General features: G+C 69.0%; 15 protein-coding genes. 10 read left to right on the top strand and 5 right to left on the bottom strand.

The annotated features are described in order from the left end of the window. The first annotated feature begins 30 nt into the window (after positions 1-30). On the top strand, positions 31-645 hold the full coding sequence (locus MVA01S_RS09095) for a TetR/AcrR family transcriptional regulator (protein ID WP_040540093.1): 615 nt from the start codon (positions 31-33) through the stop codon (positions 643-645). Here the strand turns inward: MVA01S_RS09095 and MVA01S_RS09090 are convergent. Further along, positions 642-1,760 carry an alpha/beta fold hydrolase gene (locus MVA01S_RS09090; protein WP_003928788.1) on the bottom strand — a complete coding sequence of 373 codons (1,119 nt, stop codon included), beginning with the start codon at positions 1,758-1,760 and terminating at the stop codon, positions 642-644. The genes MVA01S_RS09095 and MVA01S_RS09090 overlap by 4 nt on opposite strands. Continuing rightward, positions 1,757-3,385 (bottom strand): flavin-containing monooxygenase, encoded by a 1,629-nt coding sequence (locus MVA01S_RS09085; RefSeq protein ID WP_003928789.1) that lies wholly within the window; start codon positions 3,383-3,385, stop codon positions 1,757-1,759. The genes MVA01S_RS09090 and MVA01S_RS09085 overlap by 4 nt, the downstream gene beginning before the upstream one ends. Positions 3,386-3,502: 117 nt before the next feature. Here MVA01S_RS09085 and MVA01S_RS09080 point away from each other — a divergent pair, with 117 nt between their 5' ends. From MVA01S_RS09080 to MVA01S_RS09070, 3 genes are all read left to right on the top strand, one after another. Next, positions 3,503-4,525: an aromatic ring-hydroxylating oxygenase subunit alpha gene (locus MVA01S_RS09080; RefSeq protein WP_040540201.1), complete on the top strand. Its 1,023-nt coding sequence runs from the start codon at positions 3,503-3,505 to the stop codon at positions 4,523-4,525. Beyond that, the gene (locus MVA01S_RS09075; RefSeq protein ID WP_003928791.1) at positions 4,522-5,136 is read left to right on the top strand and encodes a cysteine hydrolase family protein; all 615 of its coding nucleotides are present in this window, start codon (positions 4,522-4,524) and stop codon (positions 5,134-5,136) included. Before MVA01S_RS09080 ends, MVA01S_RS09075 begins: the two co-directional genes overlap by 4 nt. A gap of 69 nt (positions 5,137-5,205) precedes the next feature. Continuing rightward, entirely contained in the window at positions 5,206-6,858 is a 1,653-nt protein-coding gene (locus MVA01S_RS09070; RefSeq protein ID WP_003928792.1) for a medium-chain acyl-CoA ligase Mig, read from the top strand. On the opposite strand, the gene MVA01S_RS09065 is transcribed toward MVA01S_RS09070, so the two are convergent. Continuing rightward, positions 6,845-8,326, bottom strand: a complete 1,482-nt coding sequence (locus MVA01S_RS09065) for a coniferyl aldehyde dehydrogenase (protein ID WP_003928793.1) — start codon at positions 8,324-8,326, stop codon at positions 6,845-6,847. The genes MVA01S_RS09070 and MVA01S_RS09065 overlap by 14 nt on opposite strands. 124 nt (positions 8,327-8,450) lie before the next feature. On the opposite strand from MVA01S_RS09065, the gene MVA01S_RS09060 reads away from it, so the two are divergent. Together MVA01S_RS09060 and MVA01S_RS09055 are read left to right on the top strand one after the other, a co-directional pair. After that, on the top strand, positions 8,451-9,260 hold the full coding sequence (locus MVA01S_RS09060; RefSeq protein WP_003928794.1) for a 3-alpha-hydroxysteroid 3-dehydrogenase: 810 nt from the start codon (positions 8,451-8,453) through the stop codon (positions 9,258-9,260). Positions 9,261-9,303: 43 nt separating this feature from the next. Next, entirely contained in the window at positions 9,304-10,482 is a 1,179-nt protein-coding gene (locus tag MVA01S_RS09055; RefSeq protein ID WP_040540207.1) for a cytochrome P450, read from the top strand. A 59-nt stretch (positions 10,483-10,541) separates the two neighbouring features. Here MVA01S_RS09055 and MVA01S_RS09050 read toward each other — a convergent pair whose 3' ends face one another. Then, a complete protein-coding gene (locus MVA01S_RS09050; RefSeq protein ID WP_086006019.1) occupies positions 10,542-12,005 on the bottom strand; it encodes an aldehyde dehydrogenase family protein in 1,464 nt (487 codons plus the stop codon). A 205-nt stretch (positions 12,006-12,210) separates the two neighbouring features. On the opposite strand from MVA01S_RS09050, the gene MVA01S_RS09045 reads away from it, so the two are divergent. Both MVA01S_RS09045 and MVA01S_RS09040 read left to right on the top strand, forming a co-directional pair. Next, entirely contained in the window at positions 12,211-13,425 is a 1,215-nt protein-coding gene (locus tag MVA01S_RS09045; RefSeq protein WP_003928797.1) for a CaiB/BaiF CoA transferase family protein, read from the top strand. Between the two features lie 108 nt (positions 13,426-13,533). After that, positions 13,534-13,908 (top strand): NYN domain-containing protein, encoded by a 375-nt coding sequence (locus tag MVA01S_RS09040; RefSeq protein ID WP_003928798.1) that lies wholly within the window; start codon positions 13,534-13,536, stop codon positions 13,906-13,908. A 3-nt stretch (positions 13,909-13,911) separates the two neighbouring features. On the opposite strand, the gene MVA01S_RS09035 is transcribed toward MVA01S_RS09040, so the two are convergent. After that, on the bottom strand, positions 13,912-15,135 hold the full coding sequence (locus tag MVA01S_RS09035) for a cytochrome P450 (RefSeq protein ID WP_003928799.1): 1,224 nt from the start codon (positions 15,133-15,135) through the stop codon (positions 13,912-13,914). 88 nt (positions 15,136-15,223) lie between these two features. Between MVA01S_RS09035 and MVA01S_RS09030 the strand changes: the two genes are divergently transcribed. Together MVA01S_RS09030 and MVA01S_RS09025 are read left to right on the top strand one after the other, a co-directional pair. After that, positions 15,224-16,033: a thioesterase family protein gene (locus MVA01S_RS09030; RefSeq protein ID WP_040540210.1), complete on the top strand. Its 810-nt coding sequence runs from the start codon at positions 15,224-15,226 to the stop codon at positions 16,031-16,033. Positions 16,034-16,059: 26 nt separating this feature from the next. Next, positions 16,060-17,205, top strand: a complete 1,146-nt coding sequence (locus MVA01S_RS09025; protein WP_003928801.1) for a thiolase family protein — start codon at positions 16,060-16,062, stop codon at positions 17,203-17,205. Positions 17,206-17,247: the final 42 nt, after the last annotated feature.

The following is a 17,247-nucleotide window of genomic DNA, read 5'->3' as shown; positions in this document are numbered from 1 at the left end:
AGTTAGAGGTCGGGCGATTAACATGCAAGGGTGCCTTCCCCCGCCAGAGGGTTGACCCAGCCTCAGCGCCTTGAGCTTTCGGCTCACCGGCTGCTCCGGGCCGCCGTCGCGCTGATCGGCGAGAAAGGCTGGGAGGCAACGACGGCGGCGGAGATCGGCCAGCGCGCCGGCTACAGCCGGGCGATGGTGCACGCCCGCTACGGCAGCAAGGACGCGCTGCTGGAGACGTTGTTCGCCGTCGAGTACGAGAAGAAGTTGAGCCCGGCACCTGATCCCGGCTCCGACGGGATGACGCAGGCCCTCGCACACGTCGACCGGATCGCGTTGCTGTACGCCGAGGACCCGGACCTGTGCCGCGCGGTCTTCGTGCTGACCTTCGAGGCGGCCAAGAAGACGTCACGGGCCCACCCGTACATCCGCATGTGGCTGGAACGTGCGGCCGGCACCGTGGAAGCGGGGCTGCGCCACGGCGTCACCGACGGATCCGTGCGAGAGGATGTCGATATCGCCCGGGCGGTCAACGATTTCGGCTCCGCCGTGCTGGGCGCGGCCTATCAGTGGATCATGCAGGCCTACCCGTACGAGTTCGCCGACGAGCTCGCCTACGCGCGGGCGCGCCTCGTCGGCGCCTACGGCGCAGGCTAGCCGGAACCCGGGCGTGTCCGCGCGACGACGGACCGCAGGAACTCCTCCGACGCCTTCTGCACCCCGCCGGCGAACAGGTGCCCGACGTGGCTGCCGCGATGCCAGTGCAGCCGCCCTCCCCACCGGTCGTGCAGCGCGAGCGCGGGTTCCCTGCGGGCCATCTGGTCGTGCCAGGCGCCGACGATCAGGCGGCGCTCGGGCGGCGCGGTGGGTGCGACGGCGTGGTAGTCGACCGCGGCGGCCGCCTGCTCGGCGGCCGTCGACCGCAGCACCGCAGCGGTGTCGGCCACCGAGGGTCCCCAGCGACCCAGGTGGGCGGCGATCATCGCGTTCAGCCCGGAGATCGGGGTGTACACCGCGACCCCGTCGACCGTCTCCAGATGCGAAACCAGCCCTGCCACCGGGCTTCCCATCGACACCCCGGCCACCACAACGGACTCGGCCCTGGGTCGCAGCCATCGCACCAGTGCACGTACCTCCGAGACGGCCCGCATCATCCCCGCGATGTTGGCCAGCGGATCCATGTTCGGGTACTCCGGCCACACGTCGCGCCGGACTCCGCATCCCGGTTGTACGGGAAGCGCGACGTTGAACCCCAACTCGTCGTGCAGGTGGCGTGCCCGCGACACGAGCAGGTCGACGGGCTGCCCCTGTCCGGCGCCGTGCACCCACACCAGCCAGGGCCTGCCGGCCTCGCCGGAACGGCACAGGTGCACGACGGCCTGCGCCTGCCCGCCGAATGCGGCCAGGGATGCGGGCAGTGCGGGGTCGTGGTCGAAGCGCAGTTGCTCGTAGACCTGTCGGCCGAACCGGCGGCGTCGACAGGCCTGCACCCGCAGCGGCGCCGGGTCGGCGTGGGCACCGCGCACCCCCAGCATCGACAGTTCGGCCGCCGCGGCCGCGCACGAGTCCACCGACCGTTGCGGCTTGGGCGGCGGCGCGGTCAGCGTCATCCCGGTCAGCGCCAGCTCGTCGAGGACGACCTCGCTCAACTGTCGGATCCCCAGGAGCGACAACGGGTTCCACCCGGTGTCGGAAGCCACCGCGGAATGGGCCCGGGGCACCACGCCGGCCAGGTCCCCGGCGATCCGCACGATCCGTTCGGCCGGCCTCACGTCAGTGCGAACCCGCGGTAATCGGCCTGCGCGATCTCGTCGCACCGCCGGCGGTACTCGGGGATTCCCGCGGTGTAACCCATGTACATGCGCTTCTTGCCGGGCACATTGCCGCCGTTGTACCAGGAGTTGCACGACGGGTGCACGAGGACGGTGGTCGCCACCAGCGCGGTGGCCTCCTCGATCCACTCCTGCTGCGCCTCCGGCAGCGCCTCGATGGTGCGGTAGCCGTGCGCGCGCAGGTAGCTCACGCAGGCGCCGATCCACTCGACGTTCTGTTCCAGCGCGGCAACGAAGTTCGACGCAGCCGCGGGGCTGCCGGGCCCCTGCACGGTGAACAGGTTCGGGAAGCCGGCGACCGCCAGCCCGAGGTAGCTCAACGGCCCCTCCTCGGCCCAGAACCGCCCGAGTGACGCGCCGCCCCGGCCCCGAACGTCGATCCGGCTCAGCGCCCCGGTCATCGCGTCGAAGCCCGTCGCGTAGACGAGCACGTCGAGTGCGTGCAGCCCGCCCCGGGTCTCCAGCCCGCGGGGCCGCACGGCCACGATCGGGTCCTCGCGCAGGTCGACCAGCGAGACGTTGTCGCGGTTGAAGGTCTGGTAGTAGCCCTGGTCGATGATGGGCCGCTTGCACGCGAACGGATGACTCGGTGTCAGCGCCCTGGCCGTGTCGGGGTCGTCGACGATACGCGCGACCGCTTCGCCGTAGAGTTCGGCCGCCATCCGGTTGGCGTCGATGTCGAAGAAGAGGTCGCCCCAGTCGAGGGCGCCCATGATGCCGCGTTCCTCGACGGCCCGCGTCCGCTCCTCGCGGGACGCGGACTTCAGCGGAGGCTTGACCAGCATCTCCAGCAGCACCGAGAACGCGCTCAGCCGCGCCGCGCCCACCGGGTGCTCGCGCTGAGCGGCGCGGATCTCGGGATAGCGGGCCTTGAGCGCGTCGAGCTCGCCCGGCGCGAAAGCGCGCACCTCCCACGGCAGCGTGTAAGCGGGCGAACGCTGAAAGACCGTGAGCTGTCCGGCTTCCCGGGCCACCTCCGGGATGAGCTGAACCCCGGTGGAACCGGTGCCGATCACCCCGACGCGCAGGCCGGCCAGGTCCACGCCGTCGGCCGGCCAGCGGCTGGTGAACAGCGATCTGCCTGCGAAGGTGTCCATCCCGGGGATCGACGGTTCCAGCGGCACCGACAGGATCCCGGTGGCGGCGACGAGGAACGGCGCGACGAACGACTCCCCCGCCGAGGTCCGCACGGCCCACTCGGCGGTGTGCTCGTCGAACGTCATCGCGACCACGTCCCTCCCGAACGCGATGTCCCGCCGCAGGTCGAGCCGGTCGGCCACGAAGTTCAGGTACGCCTCGATCTCGGGCTGGGTCGGCATCGTCTCCGTCCAGACCCATTCCTGCTGGATCTCGTCGGAGAAGCTGTAGGAGTACTCGATGCTCTCGATGTCGCAGCGCGCGCCGGGATAGCGGTTGAACAGCCAGGTGCCGCCGACGCCGTGGGCCCGTTCCAGGACGCGCACCCGGAGTCCGCGCTCGCGCAGATGGTGCAGCGCGTAGAGGCCGGAGAAGCCGGCGCCGACGACGATCGCGTCGAACCGGGCAGCGCCATCGTCGATCGTCACGGTTCCTCCGGGCTCAGGATACTGTTGCTGTTACAGTATCGACGTCTACAGGAGCGCGTGGGGGATCCGGCCGATCCGCTGCCGCGACCTCCGTTCGTGACACCGGAGGGAGTCGTGATGAAAGTCCCGTTCACCTGGAAGGTCACCGGGTGGTTCATGATCGGCTGGTCCGCGGAGTACGAGGTCGGTGACGTCAAGGCGCTCAGGTACTTCGGTGAGGATCTGGCCGCATACCGGGACGAGTCGGGCCGGTTGCACGTCCTGGAGGCGCACTGCAAGCACCTCGGCGCCCACATCGGCCACGGCGGCAAGGTCGTCGGCGACTGCGTCGAATGCCCGTTCCACGGCTGGCGGTGGGGGCCCGACGGCGCCAACACCTACATCCCCTACCAGCCGGACCGCCCCAACCGCGGACTGAGGTTGCGGTCCTACCCGGTCAAGGAGCAGTACGGCTGCATCTTCATGTGGCACCAGCCCCAGGGCGAGGACCCGCAGTGGGAGCTGCCCGACATCTTCTGGAAGTTCCCGCAGTTCGACACCGACGCGAACGCCTACTACCGGCCGTATCCGGAGTTCTCCAGCCGCGCGGACGCCATTCCCGTCCACCCGCAGATCGTCGCCGAGAACGGCCCGGACAGCTCGCATTTCCGGTACGTGCACGGTGCCACCGTGACCCCGGTGTGCCTGCACTGGGAGCACGTCGACGAGGAGTGGCGGTTCCTGACCGGCTGGCCCGACGCGCGCAGCGAGGACCCCGACGTGATGGCACTGAAGATCCACAGCCACTTCTCCGGCCTCGGCTTCGCGATGAGCGCGTTCGAGGGATCGTCGAACCACCGACTGATCTTCGCCTGCACGCCGGTCGACGACGAGGTCTCGGACATGTTCTATTCGATCTGGTGGCCGAAGCTGCCCGGCGAGACGTCGGACGTGCCGCCACCCGAGGTGATCGAGAAGGTCCAGCGGCAGTTCCTCAAGACCGTCTGGGAGGACTGCGACATCTGGCGCTATCAGAAGTACGTGGAGAACCCCCCGCTGGCCAAGATCGACGCGAAACCGTACATGGCGATGCGCAAATGGGCGCTACGGTTCTACGAGGTTCCCGCCGAGGTACCGCCCGCCGGCGCGACCACCGCATGAGGATTCCGCTCGCCGAGCTCGTCGCCCCCGCCCACACCGCAGTGGTGACGCAGGAGTGCCAGGGCGCGGTGGTGGGACCCGACGCCGGGCTGGCCGTGCTGGCCGGCGAGGCGCGCCGGGAGGCGCTGCCCAACATCGCGCGCCTGCTGCCTGCGGCCAGGAGCGCGGGCACGTCGGTGGTGCACTGCCTGGTGCAGCGGCGCGCCGACGGGCGCGGAGCCAATCGCAACGCCAAGCTCTTCGCACTCGGCGCGTCCGGGGTGGACCTCACCCCGGGCAGCCCCGGCACCTTGCCGGTTCCCGAGGTCGGGCTGCAGCCGACGGATCTCGTGCTGCACCGCTGGCACGGCGTGGGACCGATGGGCGGCACCGACCTCGACGCCATCCTGCGCAACCTCGACGTGCGGACCATCGTGGCCGTCGGCGTGTCGGTGAACGTCGCGATCATCAACCTGGTGATGGACGCCGTCAATGCCGGCTACCGGGTGGTCCTGCCCCGCGACGCCGTCGCCGGAATACCGACGGAGTACGCGACCGCGGTCATCGACAACACGCTGTCGCTGCTGGCAACGGTGACCACCACCGACGAACTGCTCGACGCGTGGCGGTGACCCGACGATGGGCATACAACTTTTGGACAACTGTCCACTCGATCGGGGCTTCCGTCTAGAGTCGCTCGCATGACCGAGTCGATTCAGTTCACCGTCCCGGCCGCCGCCGATGCCGTCACCGCCGTGATCGGCGATCGCGAGTTCATCGTCCAGGGCGATCGCCGCTACACCTACGCGCAGGTCGTCGCGCGCGCCAACCGGCTCGGCGCCTACCTGCATGCGCAGGGGTTGGGCTGCCACACCGAGCGATCCGAGCTGCCCGGCCATGAGGTCGGCCAGGATCTGCTGGGCATCTACGCCCACAACGGACCCGAGTACGTCGAAGGCATGCTGGGCGCGTGGCGGGCCCGGGTGGCCCCGTTCAACGTGAACTACCGCTACGTCAAGAGCGAGCTGCAGTATCTGCTGGCCGACTCCGGCGCCACCGCGCTGCTCTACCACGCCGCGTTCGCCCCCCGGCTTGCCGAGGTGCTTCCCGGGCTGCCCGACCTCAGGGTCCTGATCCAGATCGCCGACGACTCCGCCAACGAACTGTTGCCCGGCGCAGTCGATTACGAGTCGATCGTGGCCGAGGGCCCGTCCGATCCGCCACCCGTGGAACCGTCCGCCGACGATCTGTACGTGCTCTACACCGGCGGCACCACCGGCATGCCCAAGGGCGTGTTGTGGCGCCAGCACGACATCTTCATGGCCTCCTTCGGCGGCCGCAGTCTCTATACCGGCGAGCTGATCTCGTCGCTGGACGACGTCGCACAGCGGTGCGCCGAATCCCCGGGCAGCACGCTGATGGTGCTGCCGCCGCTGATGCACGGCGCCGCGCAGTGGGCGGTCTTCACCGCGATGAACACCGGCCAGACCGTGGTGTTCTCGCCGATCACCAGCCACCTCGACGTCGACGACGTGATCGCCACCATCGAGCGCGAGAAGGTTCTCGCGGTCACCGTGGTCGGTGACGCGATGGCCCGCCCGCTGGCCGAGGCGTTCGAGCGCACCGGTGCGGACCTGTCGTCGCTGGCCGTGGTCGCCAACGGCGGCGCGCAGTTGACCCCGACCGCCAAGCAGCGCCTGATCGACGCCAAGCAGAACCTGATCGTCGTCGACGGCGTCGGGTCCTCCGAGACCGGCGCCCAGATGACGCACATGTCGGCTCCAGGAGCGGTGTCGACGGGCCGGTTCACCGCAGGGCCGGACACCTTCGTCGCCGCCGAGGACCTCGGGTCGATCCTGGAACCGGGCCACGACGACATGGGCTGGCTGGCCCAGCGCGGCTATGTGCCGCTGGGCTACAAGGGCGACGCCGCCAAGACCGCGGCGACGTTCCCCGTCATCGACGGCGTGCGCTACTCGGTGCCCGGCGACCGGGCCCGCCATCTCGCCGACGGGGCGATCGAACTGCTCGGCCGCGATTCGGTCACCATCAACTCCGGCGGCGAGAAGATCTTCGCCGAGGAGGTCGAGTCCGCGATCGCGTCGCATCCCGCGGTCGCCGACGTCGTGGTGGCGGGACGGCCCAGCGAACGCTGGGGCCAGGAGGTGGTTGCCGTGGTGGCGCTCGCCGACGGCGCGAGCGTCTCCGCCGAGGAACTGGTCGAGCACGCCTCGACGGTGGTCGCCCGGTACAAGCTGCCCAAGGCGGTGGTGTTCCGTCCGGTGATCGAGCGCAGCCCGGCCGGCAAGGCCGACTACCGGTGGGCGCGCGAGCAGGCCGTCAGCGGTTCCTGAGCCGCCTGCGCGTCCGGCGCTGCACCAGCCGCAGCGCCAGCGTGGTGGTCATCGTCGTCGAGCGGGTGAACGGTGGCGCCGCGCGGCCGGTGACGGTGAACGGCAGATCGCTGCCCACCACCGTGCGGTAGTGGCTGAACGCGTCGAACCCCGCCTTGCCGTGGTAGGCGCCCATGCCGCTGCGCCCGACGCCGCCGAACGGTGCCGCCGACGGGATCATCTGTGCGGCAAAGTCATTGCGCGCGACGCCACCGCTGCGGGTGCGTTCGACGAACCACCGGAAGTCGGCGTCGTCGGGACCGAACCAGTAGGCCACCAGCGGCGCCGGGCGCGCGTTGACGTAGTCGACGACGTCGGCGAGGCGTTCGTAGGGCCGGACGGCGAGCACCGGACCGAACGTCTCCTCGTCGGCGATCCGCATGCCGTCGTCCACGTCGAGCAGCAGCGTCGGCGCGATCTTGCGCGTCCGGCGGTCGGGAAGGGACTCGTGCGGCGGCGCCACCGATTCGACCCTCGCGCCCTTGGCGCGGGCGTCCTCGATCAGGCCGACGACGCGGTCGAAGTTGGCCTCGTTGACCGACGAGCAGTAGTCGTCGTTGTCCACGATCGAGCTGAACATGCCGCGCAGAGTGTCCCGGGCGATCGCGACGAACTTCTCCACCCGATCGGCCGGGACGAACACGTAATCCGGGCACACGCACACCTGGCCGCCGTTGATCATGCGGCCCTGCGCGATTCGCCCGGCCGCGCGCTCGACATCGGCGGCGGGCCCGACCACCACCGGGTTCTTGCCGCCGAGTTCCAGGGTCACCGGCACCAGATTGGCTGCGGCCGCCCGTTGCACCAGCGCCCCGACGTCCGGAGACCCGGTGAAGAACAGGTGGTCGAACGGCAGTGCCGCGAAATCCGCGGCGACGTCGGCGCCACCGGTGATCACCGCGAGTTCGGCGGCGTCGAAGTACGCGGGTGCGACGGCCGCCATCAGGTCCGCGGTGCGGGGCGTCACCTCCGACATCTTGATCATCGCCCGGTTGCCTGCGGCGAACGCCGCCACGGCGGGCAGCACCACCAGGTTCAGCGGGAAGTTCCACGGGCCGATGATCCCGACGACCCCGAGCGGTGACGGCCGCACTTCGGCCCGCAGGCCGAGCGGACGGGCCGGGCGCATCAGCTTGGCGGGCTTCATCCATTGCCGCACATGGGCTCTGGTGTGTTCGATCACCGAGATCATGCCCATGATCTCGGTGAACAGCGATCCGGCGCGCGGCCGGGTGCCGAAGTCCGCGGTCATCGCGTCGACGAAGTCGTCGGCGTTGTCGAGAACCAGAGCCAGCATCCGGTCGATGCGGTTGCGCCGCAGCGCCGCATCCGGTGGTCCGTCGGCGATGAACGCCGCCCGCTGCCGTTCGAGGATCGCCGACATCGGTTCCTGCCGGCTGGCGGTCATGCCGCCCAGCAGCACTGCCATGCGCGACTCCTCTGTCCGACACCGCCTGCGGTATCGGCAACGGTAACACCCGCTGCGGCATTGTCGACCGCGGTACAGTCATGCTTACTGTCGTTATTACGGGACGTGACGGGAAGCGGTGCGCATGCAGGCGGACAAGCGCAGGATCGTCGTCGTCGGAGCAGGTTCCGGCATCGGCGCGGCCGTGGCCGCGCACTTCCACCACAGCGGTGACCACGTGCTGGCCGTCGATCTGCGCCCCAATGACACACCGGCTTCGGCGCATGCACAGTGCGATCTGCGCGACCCGCACAGCATCGCCGCACTGCTGGACGGCCTGGGAACCGGGTGGGACGTGCTCGCGCACGTGGCCGGCGTCCCCGGCACCGCTCCGGCTGACGATGTACTGACGGTCAACTACCTGGGCATGCGCCTGATGGTCGAGGGCATGCTGCCGCGTATGCGCCGCGGCGGTGCAGTGGTGGCCGTCGCGTCGATCGCCGGAATCGGCTGGGAGCAGCGCCTCGACGAACTCTCCGAACTGCTCGCCGCCACCGACGCCGAGGCCGTCGCCGCCTGGCAGGCCCGCCAGGACCCGTCCTATCCGGTGTACACGTCGTCCAAACAGGCGGTGATCCTCTACGCCAAGCGGTTGGCCGGTTCGGCGCTGTCCCGCTACGGGGTTCGGGTCAACACCGTCAGCCCCGGGCCGGTGCAGACCCCGATCCTGGCCGATTTCGAGCAGACGATGGGCAAGGAGATCCTCGACATGCTGCGCGACACCTACGGCAGGCACGGCACCGTCGAGGACGTCGTGCCCGTCATCGCGTTCCTGGCCTCCGACGCCGCGCAGTGGATCAACGGTCAGGACCTGCACGTGGATTCGGGGTTCGTCACGGCGATGACGGCCGGTGCGCCGATCGCGCTGGAGGCACTGTACACAGCATTACCGTAAGGATTACAGTACCTTCGTGGAGACGGATGCGCAGGACCTCGCGATGGACGAGCCGATCGATCTGCGCGATCCCTATCCGATGTTCGCGCGCCGCAGGGCCGAGGGCGGGGTCTTCCGCGGATCGGTGATGGACTGGTCGAAGACACCGGACTCACTGCGTCCCGAAAAGCTCTATGCCGCGGTGTCGTTCGACGCGGTCAACAGGGTGTTCCGCGACGGCAAGGTGTTCAACTCCAAGATCTACGACTCCACCATCGGGCTGTTCATCGGCCCGACCATCCTGGCCATGGAGGGCAGGACCCACTGGGATCACCGCAACCTCGTCTCCGCGGCGTTCAAGACCAGATCCCTGGCGCGGTGGGAGCCCGAGATCGTGCGGCCCGTCGTCAACGGCCTGATCGACGAGATCATCGAGCGCGGCAGGGCAGACCTGATCCGCGACTTCACCCTGGAGTTTCCCACCCGGGTGATCTCCCGGCTGCTCGGCCTGCCCGAGGAGGACCTGCCGTGGTTCCGTCGGCGCGCGGTCGAGCTGATCAGCTACACCGTCAAGCACAAGAGAGCGTTCGAGGCGTCCGCTGCGTTGAAGGACTATTTCCTCGGTCAGATCGACCGGCGCCGGTCCGCCCCCACCGAGGACATCATCGGCGACCTGGTGTCCGCCGAGATCGACGGCGAACGCCTCACCAACGAGGCCATCTACTCGTTTCTGCGTCTGCTGCTGCCCGCCGGCCTGGAGACCACGTTCCGCTCGTCGGGCAATCTGCTCTACCTGCTGCTCACCCACCGCGACCAGTTCGACGCCGTCAACGCCGACCCCGCTTTGATCGAACCGGCCATCGAGGAGGGGCTGCGCTACGAGACACCGCTGACGACCGTGCAGCGCTTCGCCACCGAGGACACCGAGATCGACGGCGTGCAGATCCCGGCCGGTGCGGTGATCGACGTGTGCATCGGGTCGGCCAACCGCGACGAGGCCCGGTGGGAGCGGTCCGAGGAGTTCGACATCTTCCGGAAAAGGATGCCGCACCTGTCTTTTGCCGCCGGCGAGCACACCTGCATGGGTCTGCACCTGGCCCGCATGGAGACTCGGGTCGCCCTCGAGACGCTACTGACCCGGCTGACCGACATCGAGCTGCTCACCGACGACGACCCGCACATCCACGGTCAGCCGTTCCGCTCCCCGACCGCCCTGCCGGTCACCTTCACCCCCGCGGAATAGCATTCCGGGTCGCGAAGCAGGCTCTCATCACAGCCCTGGTTTCACGCTCGCGGAGATGATCAGCTCTGGCGTCGCTCGCGCCGGGCGATGGTCTTGGTTTCCAGGTACTGCTTGAAACCCTCGATGCCGCACTGCCTTCCGACACCGCTGCTCTTGTAGCCGCCGAACGGGGCGTCGGCGCCGTAGAACATGCCGCCGTTGACTCCGAAAGCGCCGGTGCGCACGCGCCGGGCGATGTTCATCCCCCGCTCGGCCGACCGCGACATCACCGCACCGGCGAGGCCGAAGGCGCTGTCGTTGGCGATGCGCACCGCGTCGTCGTCATCATCGAAAGGCAGCAGCACCAGAACCGGTCCGAACACTTCCTGCTGCGCGATCGCGGCGCTGTTGTCGACGCCGGTGATCACCGTCGGCGCGACGAAGTGCCCGCCGGCCAGATGCTCGGGCAGTCCCTGCACCTCTCCCCCGCCGGCAATGATCTCCGCGCCGTCGCGGCGCGCGCCCTCGATCGCGGCGAGCACCCGGTCCTTCTGCGTGGCGCTGATCACCGGCCCGACGAGCGTGCCCGGGTCGACCGGATCCCCAACGGGCAGAAGCTGATACGCGGCGGTGATGTCGACGACGGCCTGCTCGTACAGCGACCGGTGGATCAGCATCCGGGTCGTTGCGGCGCAGGCCTGCCCGGCGTGCACGCAGACACCCATGGCTGTCGGGACGATCACCGCCGGGTTCGCGTCGTCGAGCACGATGGCCGCCGACTTGCCGCCGAGCTCGAGGAACATGCGCTTCATCGTGTCCGCGCCCTGGCGCATCAGCAGCTTGCCGACCGCGGTCGACCCGGTGAACGACATCAGGTCCACCCGCGGGTCGGTACCCAGCAGGCCGGCGACGCCGTTCGAGGGTGTCGTCACGACGTTGACCACACCCGGCGGGATGTCGGTCTTCTCGGCGATCAGGCGTCCCAGCCGGGTCGCATTCCACGGGGTGTGCGGGTCCGGCTTGAGGACGACGGTGTTGCCCGCCGCCAGCGCCGGGCCGAGCTTGTTGAGGATGACCTCGATCGGAAAGTTCGACGGTGTCACTGCGGCGACGACACCGACCGCCTCCTTGACGACGGTCCGGATGTTGCGCTCGCCGAACAGACCGCCGCCGTCGAGCACGCGTTCCCATTCGAAGGTCTCGATCAGTTGCGCCGGGTAGCGCAACGCTTCGGCGAGCGGCCAGTCCAGCTGCGCGGATTCGGTCGTCATCACCGGGCAGCCGACCTCGGCGACGAGTTCGGTTCGCAACTCGTCCTTTTCGGACTCGATCGCTGCCTGCAACTGGTCCAGGCACCGCCTGCGCAGGTCCCGGTTGGTCGACCAGTCGGTCGTGTCGAATGCCGTGCGCGCCGCGGCGATCGCGCGGTTCATGTCCTCGCCGCCCGCCGCGGCCGTCACCCCCAGCACGGTGCCGGTCGCGGGGCTGTGGTTGTCGAACCGCGCCCCGGAAGCCGCCTCGACGAGATCACCCGCGATCAGCATGCGGGGCTCGGCACGCTGTGCCGCGCGCCTGCCCCACTCCACACTGGTCTGGGTACCGTCGACCGTCCCGGCCCGCGCTTCGCTCACTTGGCACCTCCGCGGCCACCGCTCCCGGATATTCAACGGTAAACATTACAGTATTGGCGCTCCGCTAGACTCCCCCGAAAGACACCGTCGTCGGAAGGGATCGCACTTGATCAAGGTGATGGAGGGCGTCCGCGTCCTCGAGGTTGCGCAGTTCACGTTCGTTCCCGCGGCAGGCGCAATCCTCGCCGACTGGGGCGCCGACGTCATCAAGGTCGAGCACCCGGTGCGCGGTGACACCCAACGTGGCTTCATCAACATGGGTGGCTTCCAGTTGGACCCCAACCGTCATCCACTGATCGAGCATCCCAACCGCGGCAAGCGCAGCGTCGGTATCGACGTCTCCACCCCCGAAGGCCAGGAGGTGCTCTACGAGATCGCCAAGACCGCCGACGTCTTCCTGACCAACTACATGCCCGCGCAGCGGCAGAAGAACAAGTTCGACATCGAGCACATCCGCGCGGTGAATCCGGACATCATCTACGCCCGCGGCAGCGCCTACGGTGACAAGGGCCCCGAGCGCGACACCGGCGGCTTCGACGGCACCGCGTTCTGGACCCGCAGCGGCGTCGGGCACGCGCTGACGCCGGAGGAGATCGGCGGCGCGCTGTCCCAGGGCATTCCGGCGTTCGGCGACTCGATCGGCGGGATGAACATCGCCGGCGGGATCTCGGCGGCGCTGTTCCACCGCGAGCGCACCGGCGAGGCGGTCGAACTGGACGTGTCGCTGCTCAGCACCGCCTGGTGGGCGGCCGGCGCGAGCGTGACCCAGGGCATGGAGACCGGCGAGACCATGCGCTCGCTGATGCCGGACTCCGCAAGCCCGTCGGTCAACCCGTTCCTCGGTAACTACCTCACGTCCGACGGCGGCACCATCAACCTGTGCATCGTCAGCCCGACCGGCTACATCCGCGACGCGTTCGAGCATCTCGGTCTGCCCGAGCTCGCCGACGACCCGCGGTTCAGTGAGGTCATGCCCCTGATCGAGAATGCCCCGGCCGCAGTCGAACTCATCGCCGACTCGATCCGCAGCAAGCCCTTCGACTACTGGCGCCGGCATCTGAAGACGATGAGGGGCCAGTGGGCGCCGTTCCAGAGCCTGGTCGATCTGGGCAGCGACGAGCAGGCGCTGGCCAACGACATGGTCGTCGAGGTCGAGGCCAGTGACGGCGGGGAACCGTTCAAGGTGGTGCGCGGGCCGGTGCAGTTCAACCACGAGCCGCTGCAGACCACCCGCGCGCCGCAGGCCTCCGAGCACACCGAGATCGTGCTGATGGAACTGGGGATGGACTGGGACCGCATCGAGGCGCTCAAGGACAAGGGCGCGATCGCCTGACCGCTTCCCCGCCGAAATCGCATTCCACGCGGTATTTTTCGCGATCTGGCCGCGTGGAATGCACGTTCGGCGCCTCCAGCCGGGTACTACTTCGCTAGTCTGCCCACAATGCGCTGGATCGTCGACGGGATGAACGTGATCGGCTGCCGCCCCGACGGGTGGTGGCGCAACCGGCACCGGGCGATGGCCACGCTGGTGCAGAACCTTGAGCGATGGGCGGTCGCCGACGACGCCGACGTGACGGTGGTGTTCGAGCGCCCGCCGTCGCCACCGATCGAATCCGCAGTGGTGACGGTGGCGAGCGCGCCCGCCCCGGCGCCGAATTCCGCCGACGACGAGATCGTCCGGATGATCCGCGCCGACGCGCACCCGGAACAGATCCGGGTCGCGACGTCCGACCGGGCCCTGGCCGAGCGCGTCGGCGCGCTGGAGGCGACGGTCTTTCCGGCCGAGCGGTTGCGCGACCTGATCGATCCGCGCTGAGAGTTACCGCAGGACCCGGACCGGCACGTGGGACCACCCGGACACGTTCTGCATGCTCACCCGCCGGCACCCGGACCAGTCCACTTCGTAGCGCGGCATGAAGTCCAGCAGCTTGTCGAGCGCGATCGAGGTCTCCAGCCGGGCCAGCGCCGCACCGAGGCAACTGTGGATGCCGTAGCCGAAGCCCAGGTTCTGGGCCTCGGCACGGTCACGGTCGATGTCGAACACGTCCGGGGCGGTCCACGCGTCCGGGTCGCGGTTGGCCGATGCGCCCAGCAGGAAGACCGGCGCTCCTGCCGGGATCGTGACGCCGTGCAGCGTGACGTCACGGGTGGACCGGCGCACGTTGTACTGCACCGGTGAGTCATAGCGCAGCAGCTCCTCGATCGCCACGCCGATCCTGCCCCGGTCCTCACACAGCCGGCGCCACTGGCCGGGATGATGCGCGAACGTCACCGCGGCGCTGCCGACCAGCTTCGTCACCGTCTCGGCGCCGGCGCCGCCGAGCAACGTGGCGAAGCCGGCGATCTCGGAGTCCCTGAGCCGGTCGACGGTTCCGTCCTCGCGGGTCACCTCGGCGGCGATCAGCGCGCTGATCATGTCGTCGCGCGGCTCCTCCCGCCGCTGCTTGATCAGTTCGTAGTACATCAGCCAGGTTTCGGCCATCGCCTGCATGCCGGACTCCGACATGTCGATCTGTCCCGGCTCGCGGTGCAGCGACTCGTCGATCCACAACCGGACCTGCTGGCGGTACTTCTCCGGCACGCCCAGCATCTGGGTGATCACGTCGACCGGGAAGTACACCGAGAAGTCCTGCACCACGTCGAACTCGCGGCCCTGCACCGCACCGAGGAACCGCTCGACCGTCTGCGACACCATCGCACGCAGCGCCTCCATCGCCCGCGGGGTGAAGACCTTGTTGACCAGGCTGCGCATCGCGCGGTGTTCGGGTGGGTCGATCGAGATGAGCATCTTCGCCGGCACCTTCTCGCCCCGGCGGACCATGCCGAGATCCACCCCGTAGGCCGACGAATACGTCGCGAAATCCTTCAGCCCGGCGGCGACGTCGGCATGTCTGCTCAGTGCGTAGAACTCGTGGGTGGCGTTGTAGTACACGGGAGCCTCGGCACGGAGTCGCGGATACGCGGTGTGCGGGTCGCGGTAGAACTCCGCACTGAACGGATCGAAGACCACGCCGGGGTCCTGCGCCTCCACCACGGCCACCATCGCCTCCTGTAAGCCATCCAGTTGTGCTTTCGGTAAAAGTCACCTTATCCTGCTGATGGCCGCCGCAGGATGCGAGACAGGACGGGACGTGACCGACGCCTACTACGACCTCGTCGATGCCGACGACGTCCACGGCGAGAGGTTCACCGCCTCCGACCACGTGGTGAGCACCTGGGGCGCCGACATGCAGAACGCCGCCCCGGTGTCGGCGCTGCTGGTCCGGGCGGCCGAACGCTGTGCGCCCCGCGACGACGCACGACTGAGCCGAGTCGTCGTCGACCTGCTGGGCCCGGTGCCGGCGGCCGGCGATCTGTGGGTGCACGCCTGCCTCCGGCGTCCCGGCCGCCAGATCGAGTTGATCGACGCCGAGATGCTCGCGGCGGGACCGGACGGGACGCCCAGGCCGGTCGCGATCGCGTCGGCGTGGCGGTTCCAGCGATCCGAGACCGTGCCGCTGCCGCACTCCCCCGCCGAGCCCATGCGGCCGGTCTGCGAGGGTCGGAGCAGGACGCCCGACGACGGCACCGACCGCACCTACATCCAGAGTCTGGACTGGCGCTGGCTCAACGACATCCTGCACAGCGAGCAGGCCGAATGCTGGGCCACGCCGCTGGTCGACCTCGTCGCCGGCGAGGAGATGACGCCCGTGCAGCGACTGTTCACCGTCGCCGACATCGCCAACGGCATGGGCAGTCGGCTCGACACCGCTGAGTTCACGTTCCTCAACACCGATCTGGCCGTGCACATCAATCGACTTCCGGTGGGCCCGTGGATCGGCGTCCGGGCCGAAAACCACTACGGCGCCGACGGAGTCGGCGTGTCGCGCGGAATGTTGTTCGACGAGCACGGTCCGGTGGCGGCCATCCAACAGGCCCAGCTGGTGCGTCCACGCCGGTAACCGGTCATCGGGAAAGGAACCACACGATGCACGACGTCGCGATCATCGGGGTCGGACTGCACCCGTTCGGCAGGTTCGAGGGCAAGACCGCGATGCAGATGGGTGTCGACGCGATCACCGCGGCGGTCAGCGACGCGGGCCTGTCCTGGAACGACATCCAGTTCGGCGTCGGCGGCAGCTGGACCGTGGCCAACCCCGACGCCATCGTCGGCATGGTCGGGCTCTCCGGCATCCCGTTCACCAATGTGTTCAACGCCTGCGCCACCGCGGCCAGCGTCACCAAGGCGTGTGCTGATGGAATCCGGTTGGGCGACTATGACATCGGCATCGCGGTCGGCCTGGACAAGCATCCGCGTGGCGCGTTCACCGAGGACCCCGGCCTGGTCGGGATGCCCAGCTGGTATGCGGAGAACGGCCAGTACCTGACCACGCAGTTCTTCGGCATGAAGGCCAACCGCTATCTGCACGAACACGGCGTCAGTCATCGCACGCTGGCCAAGGTGGTCAACAAGAACCTGCGCAACGGGGCGTTGAATCCCAACGCGTTCCGCCGCAAGCCGATGGACGAGGACGCCATCCTGAACTCTCCGATGCTGAATTACCCGCTGACCCAGTACATGTTCTGCTCTCCCGACGAAGGCGCCGCGGCGGTCGTGATGTGCCGGGCCGACCTCGCGCACCGCTACACCGACAAGCCGGTCTTCGTCCGCGCGGTGGAGGTGCGCACCCGCAGGTACGGCGCCTACGAGGTGAACACGACGTTCGCCCCGGTCGACGAGGATGTCGCCCCGACCGTCTACGCGTCGCGCGCCGCGTTCGAGAAGGCGGGCATCGCACCGTCCGACGTCGACGTGATCCAGCTGCAGGACACCGACGCCGGCGCCGAGATCATCCACATGGCCGAGGCCGGTTTCTGCGCCGACGGCGAGCAGGAGAAGCTGATCGCCGACGGTGCCACCGAGATCGGCGGGTCGATGCCGGTCAACACCGACGGCGGCCTGCTCGCCAACGGTGAGCCCATCGGCGCGTCCGGCCTGCGCCAGGTCCACGAGATCGTGCGCCAGCTGCGCGGGCAGGCAGGCGACCGGCAGATCCCCGGCGAACCGAAGGTCGGCTTCGCCCAGCTCTACGGCGCCCCCGGCACCGCGGGGGCGACGATCCTCACCACATGAGTCGTCCGCTGACCTCGCGCGCGGAAACCGGGCGGTCCGAAT

This window comes from Mycolicibacterium vaccae NBRC 14118 = CIP 105934, assembly GCF_001552715.1.
Classification (GTDB): Bacteria; Actinomycetota; Actinomycetes; order Mycobacteriales; family Mycobacteriaceae; genus Mycobacterium; species Mycobacterium vaccae.
The sequence above is the reverse complement of the archived record's forward strand: the minus strand, read 5'-3'. Positions and strand labels throughout refer to the sequence as shown.

Coding starts and splice junctions, on each gene's coding strand:
- MVA01S_RS09080 (WP_040540201.1), top strand. CDS start 3,503: ATGAAAGTCCCGTTCACCTGGAAGGTCACCGGGTGGTTCATGATCGGC.
- MVA01S_RS09075 (WP_003928791.1), top strand. CDS start 4,522: ATGAGGATTCCGCTCGCCGAGCTCGTCGCCCCCGCCCACACCGCAGTG.
- MVA01S_RS09035 (WP_003928799.1), bottom strand. CDS start 15,135: ATGGTGGCCGTGGTGGAGGCGCAGGACCCCGGCGTGGTCTTCGATCCG.
- MVA01S_RS09045 (WP_003928797.1), top strand. CDS start 12,211: ATGGAGGGCGTCCGCGTCCTCGAGGTTGCGCAGTTCACGTTCGTTCCC.
- MVA01S_RS09065 (WP_003928793.1), bottom strand. CDS start 8,326: ATGGCAGTGCTGCTGGGCGGCATGACCGCCAGCCGGCAGGAACCGATG.
- MVA01S_RS09055 (WP_040540207.1), top strand. CDS start 9,304: ATGGACGAGCCGATCGATCTGCGCGATCCCTATCCGATGTTCGCGCGC.
- MVA01S_RS09040 (WP_003928798.1), top strand. CDS start 13,534: ATGCGCTGGATCGTCGACGGGATGAACGTGATCGGCTGCCGCCCCGAC.
- MVA01S_RS09060 (WP_003928794.1), top strand. CDS start 8,451: ATGCAGGCGGACAAGCGCAGGATCGTCGTCGTCGGAGCAGGTTCCGGC.
- MVA01S_RS09050 (WP_086006019.1), bottom strand. CDS start 12,005: ATGCTGATCGCGGGTGATCTCGTCGAGGCGGCTTCCGGGGCGCGGTTC.
- MVA01S_RS09025 (WP_003928801.1), top strand. CDS start 16,060: ATGCACGACGTCGCGATCATCGGGGTCGGACTGCACCCGTTCGGCAGG.
- MVA01S_RS09070 (WP_003928792.1), top strand. CDS start 5,206: ATGACCGAGTCGATTCAGTTCACCGTCCCGGCCGCCGCCGATGCCGTC.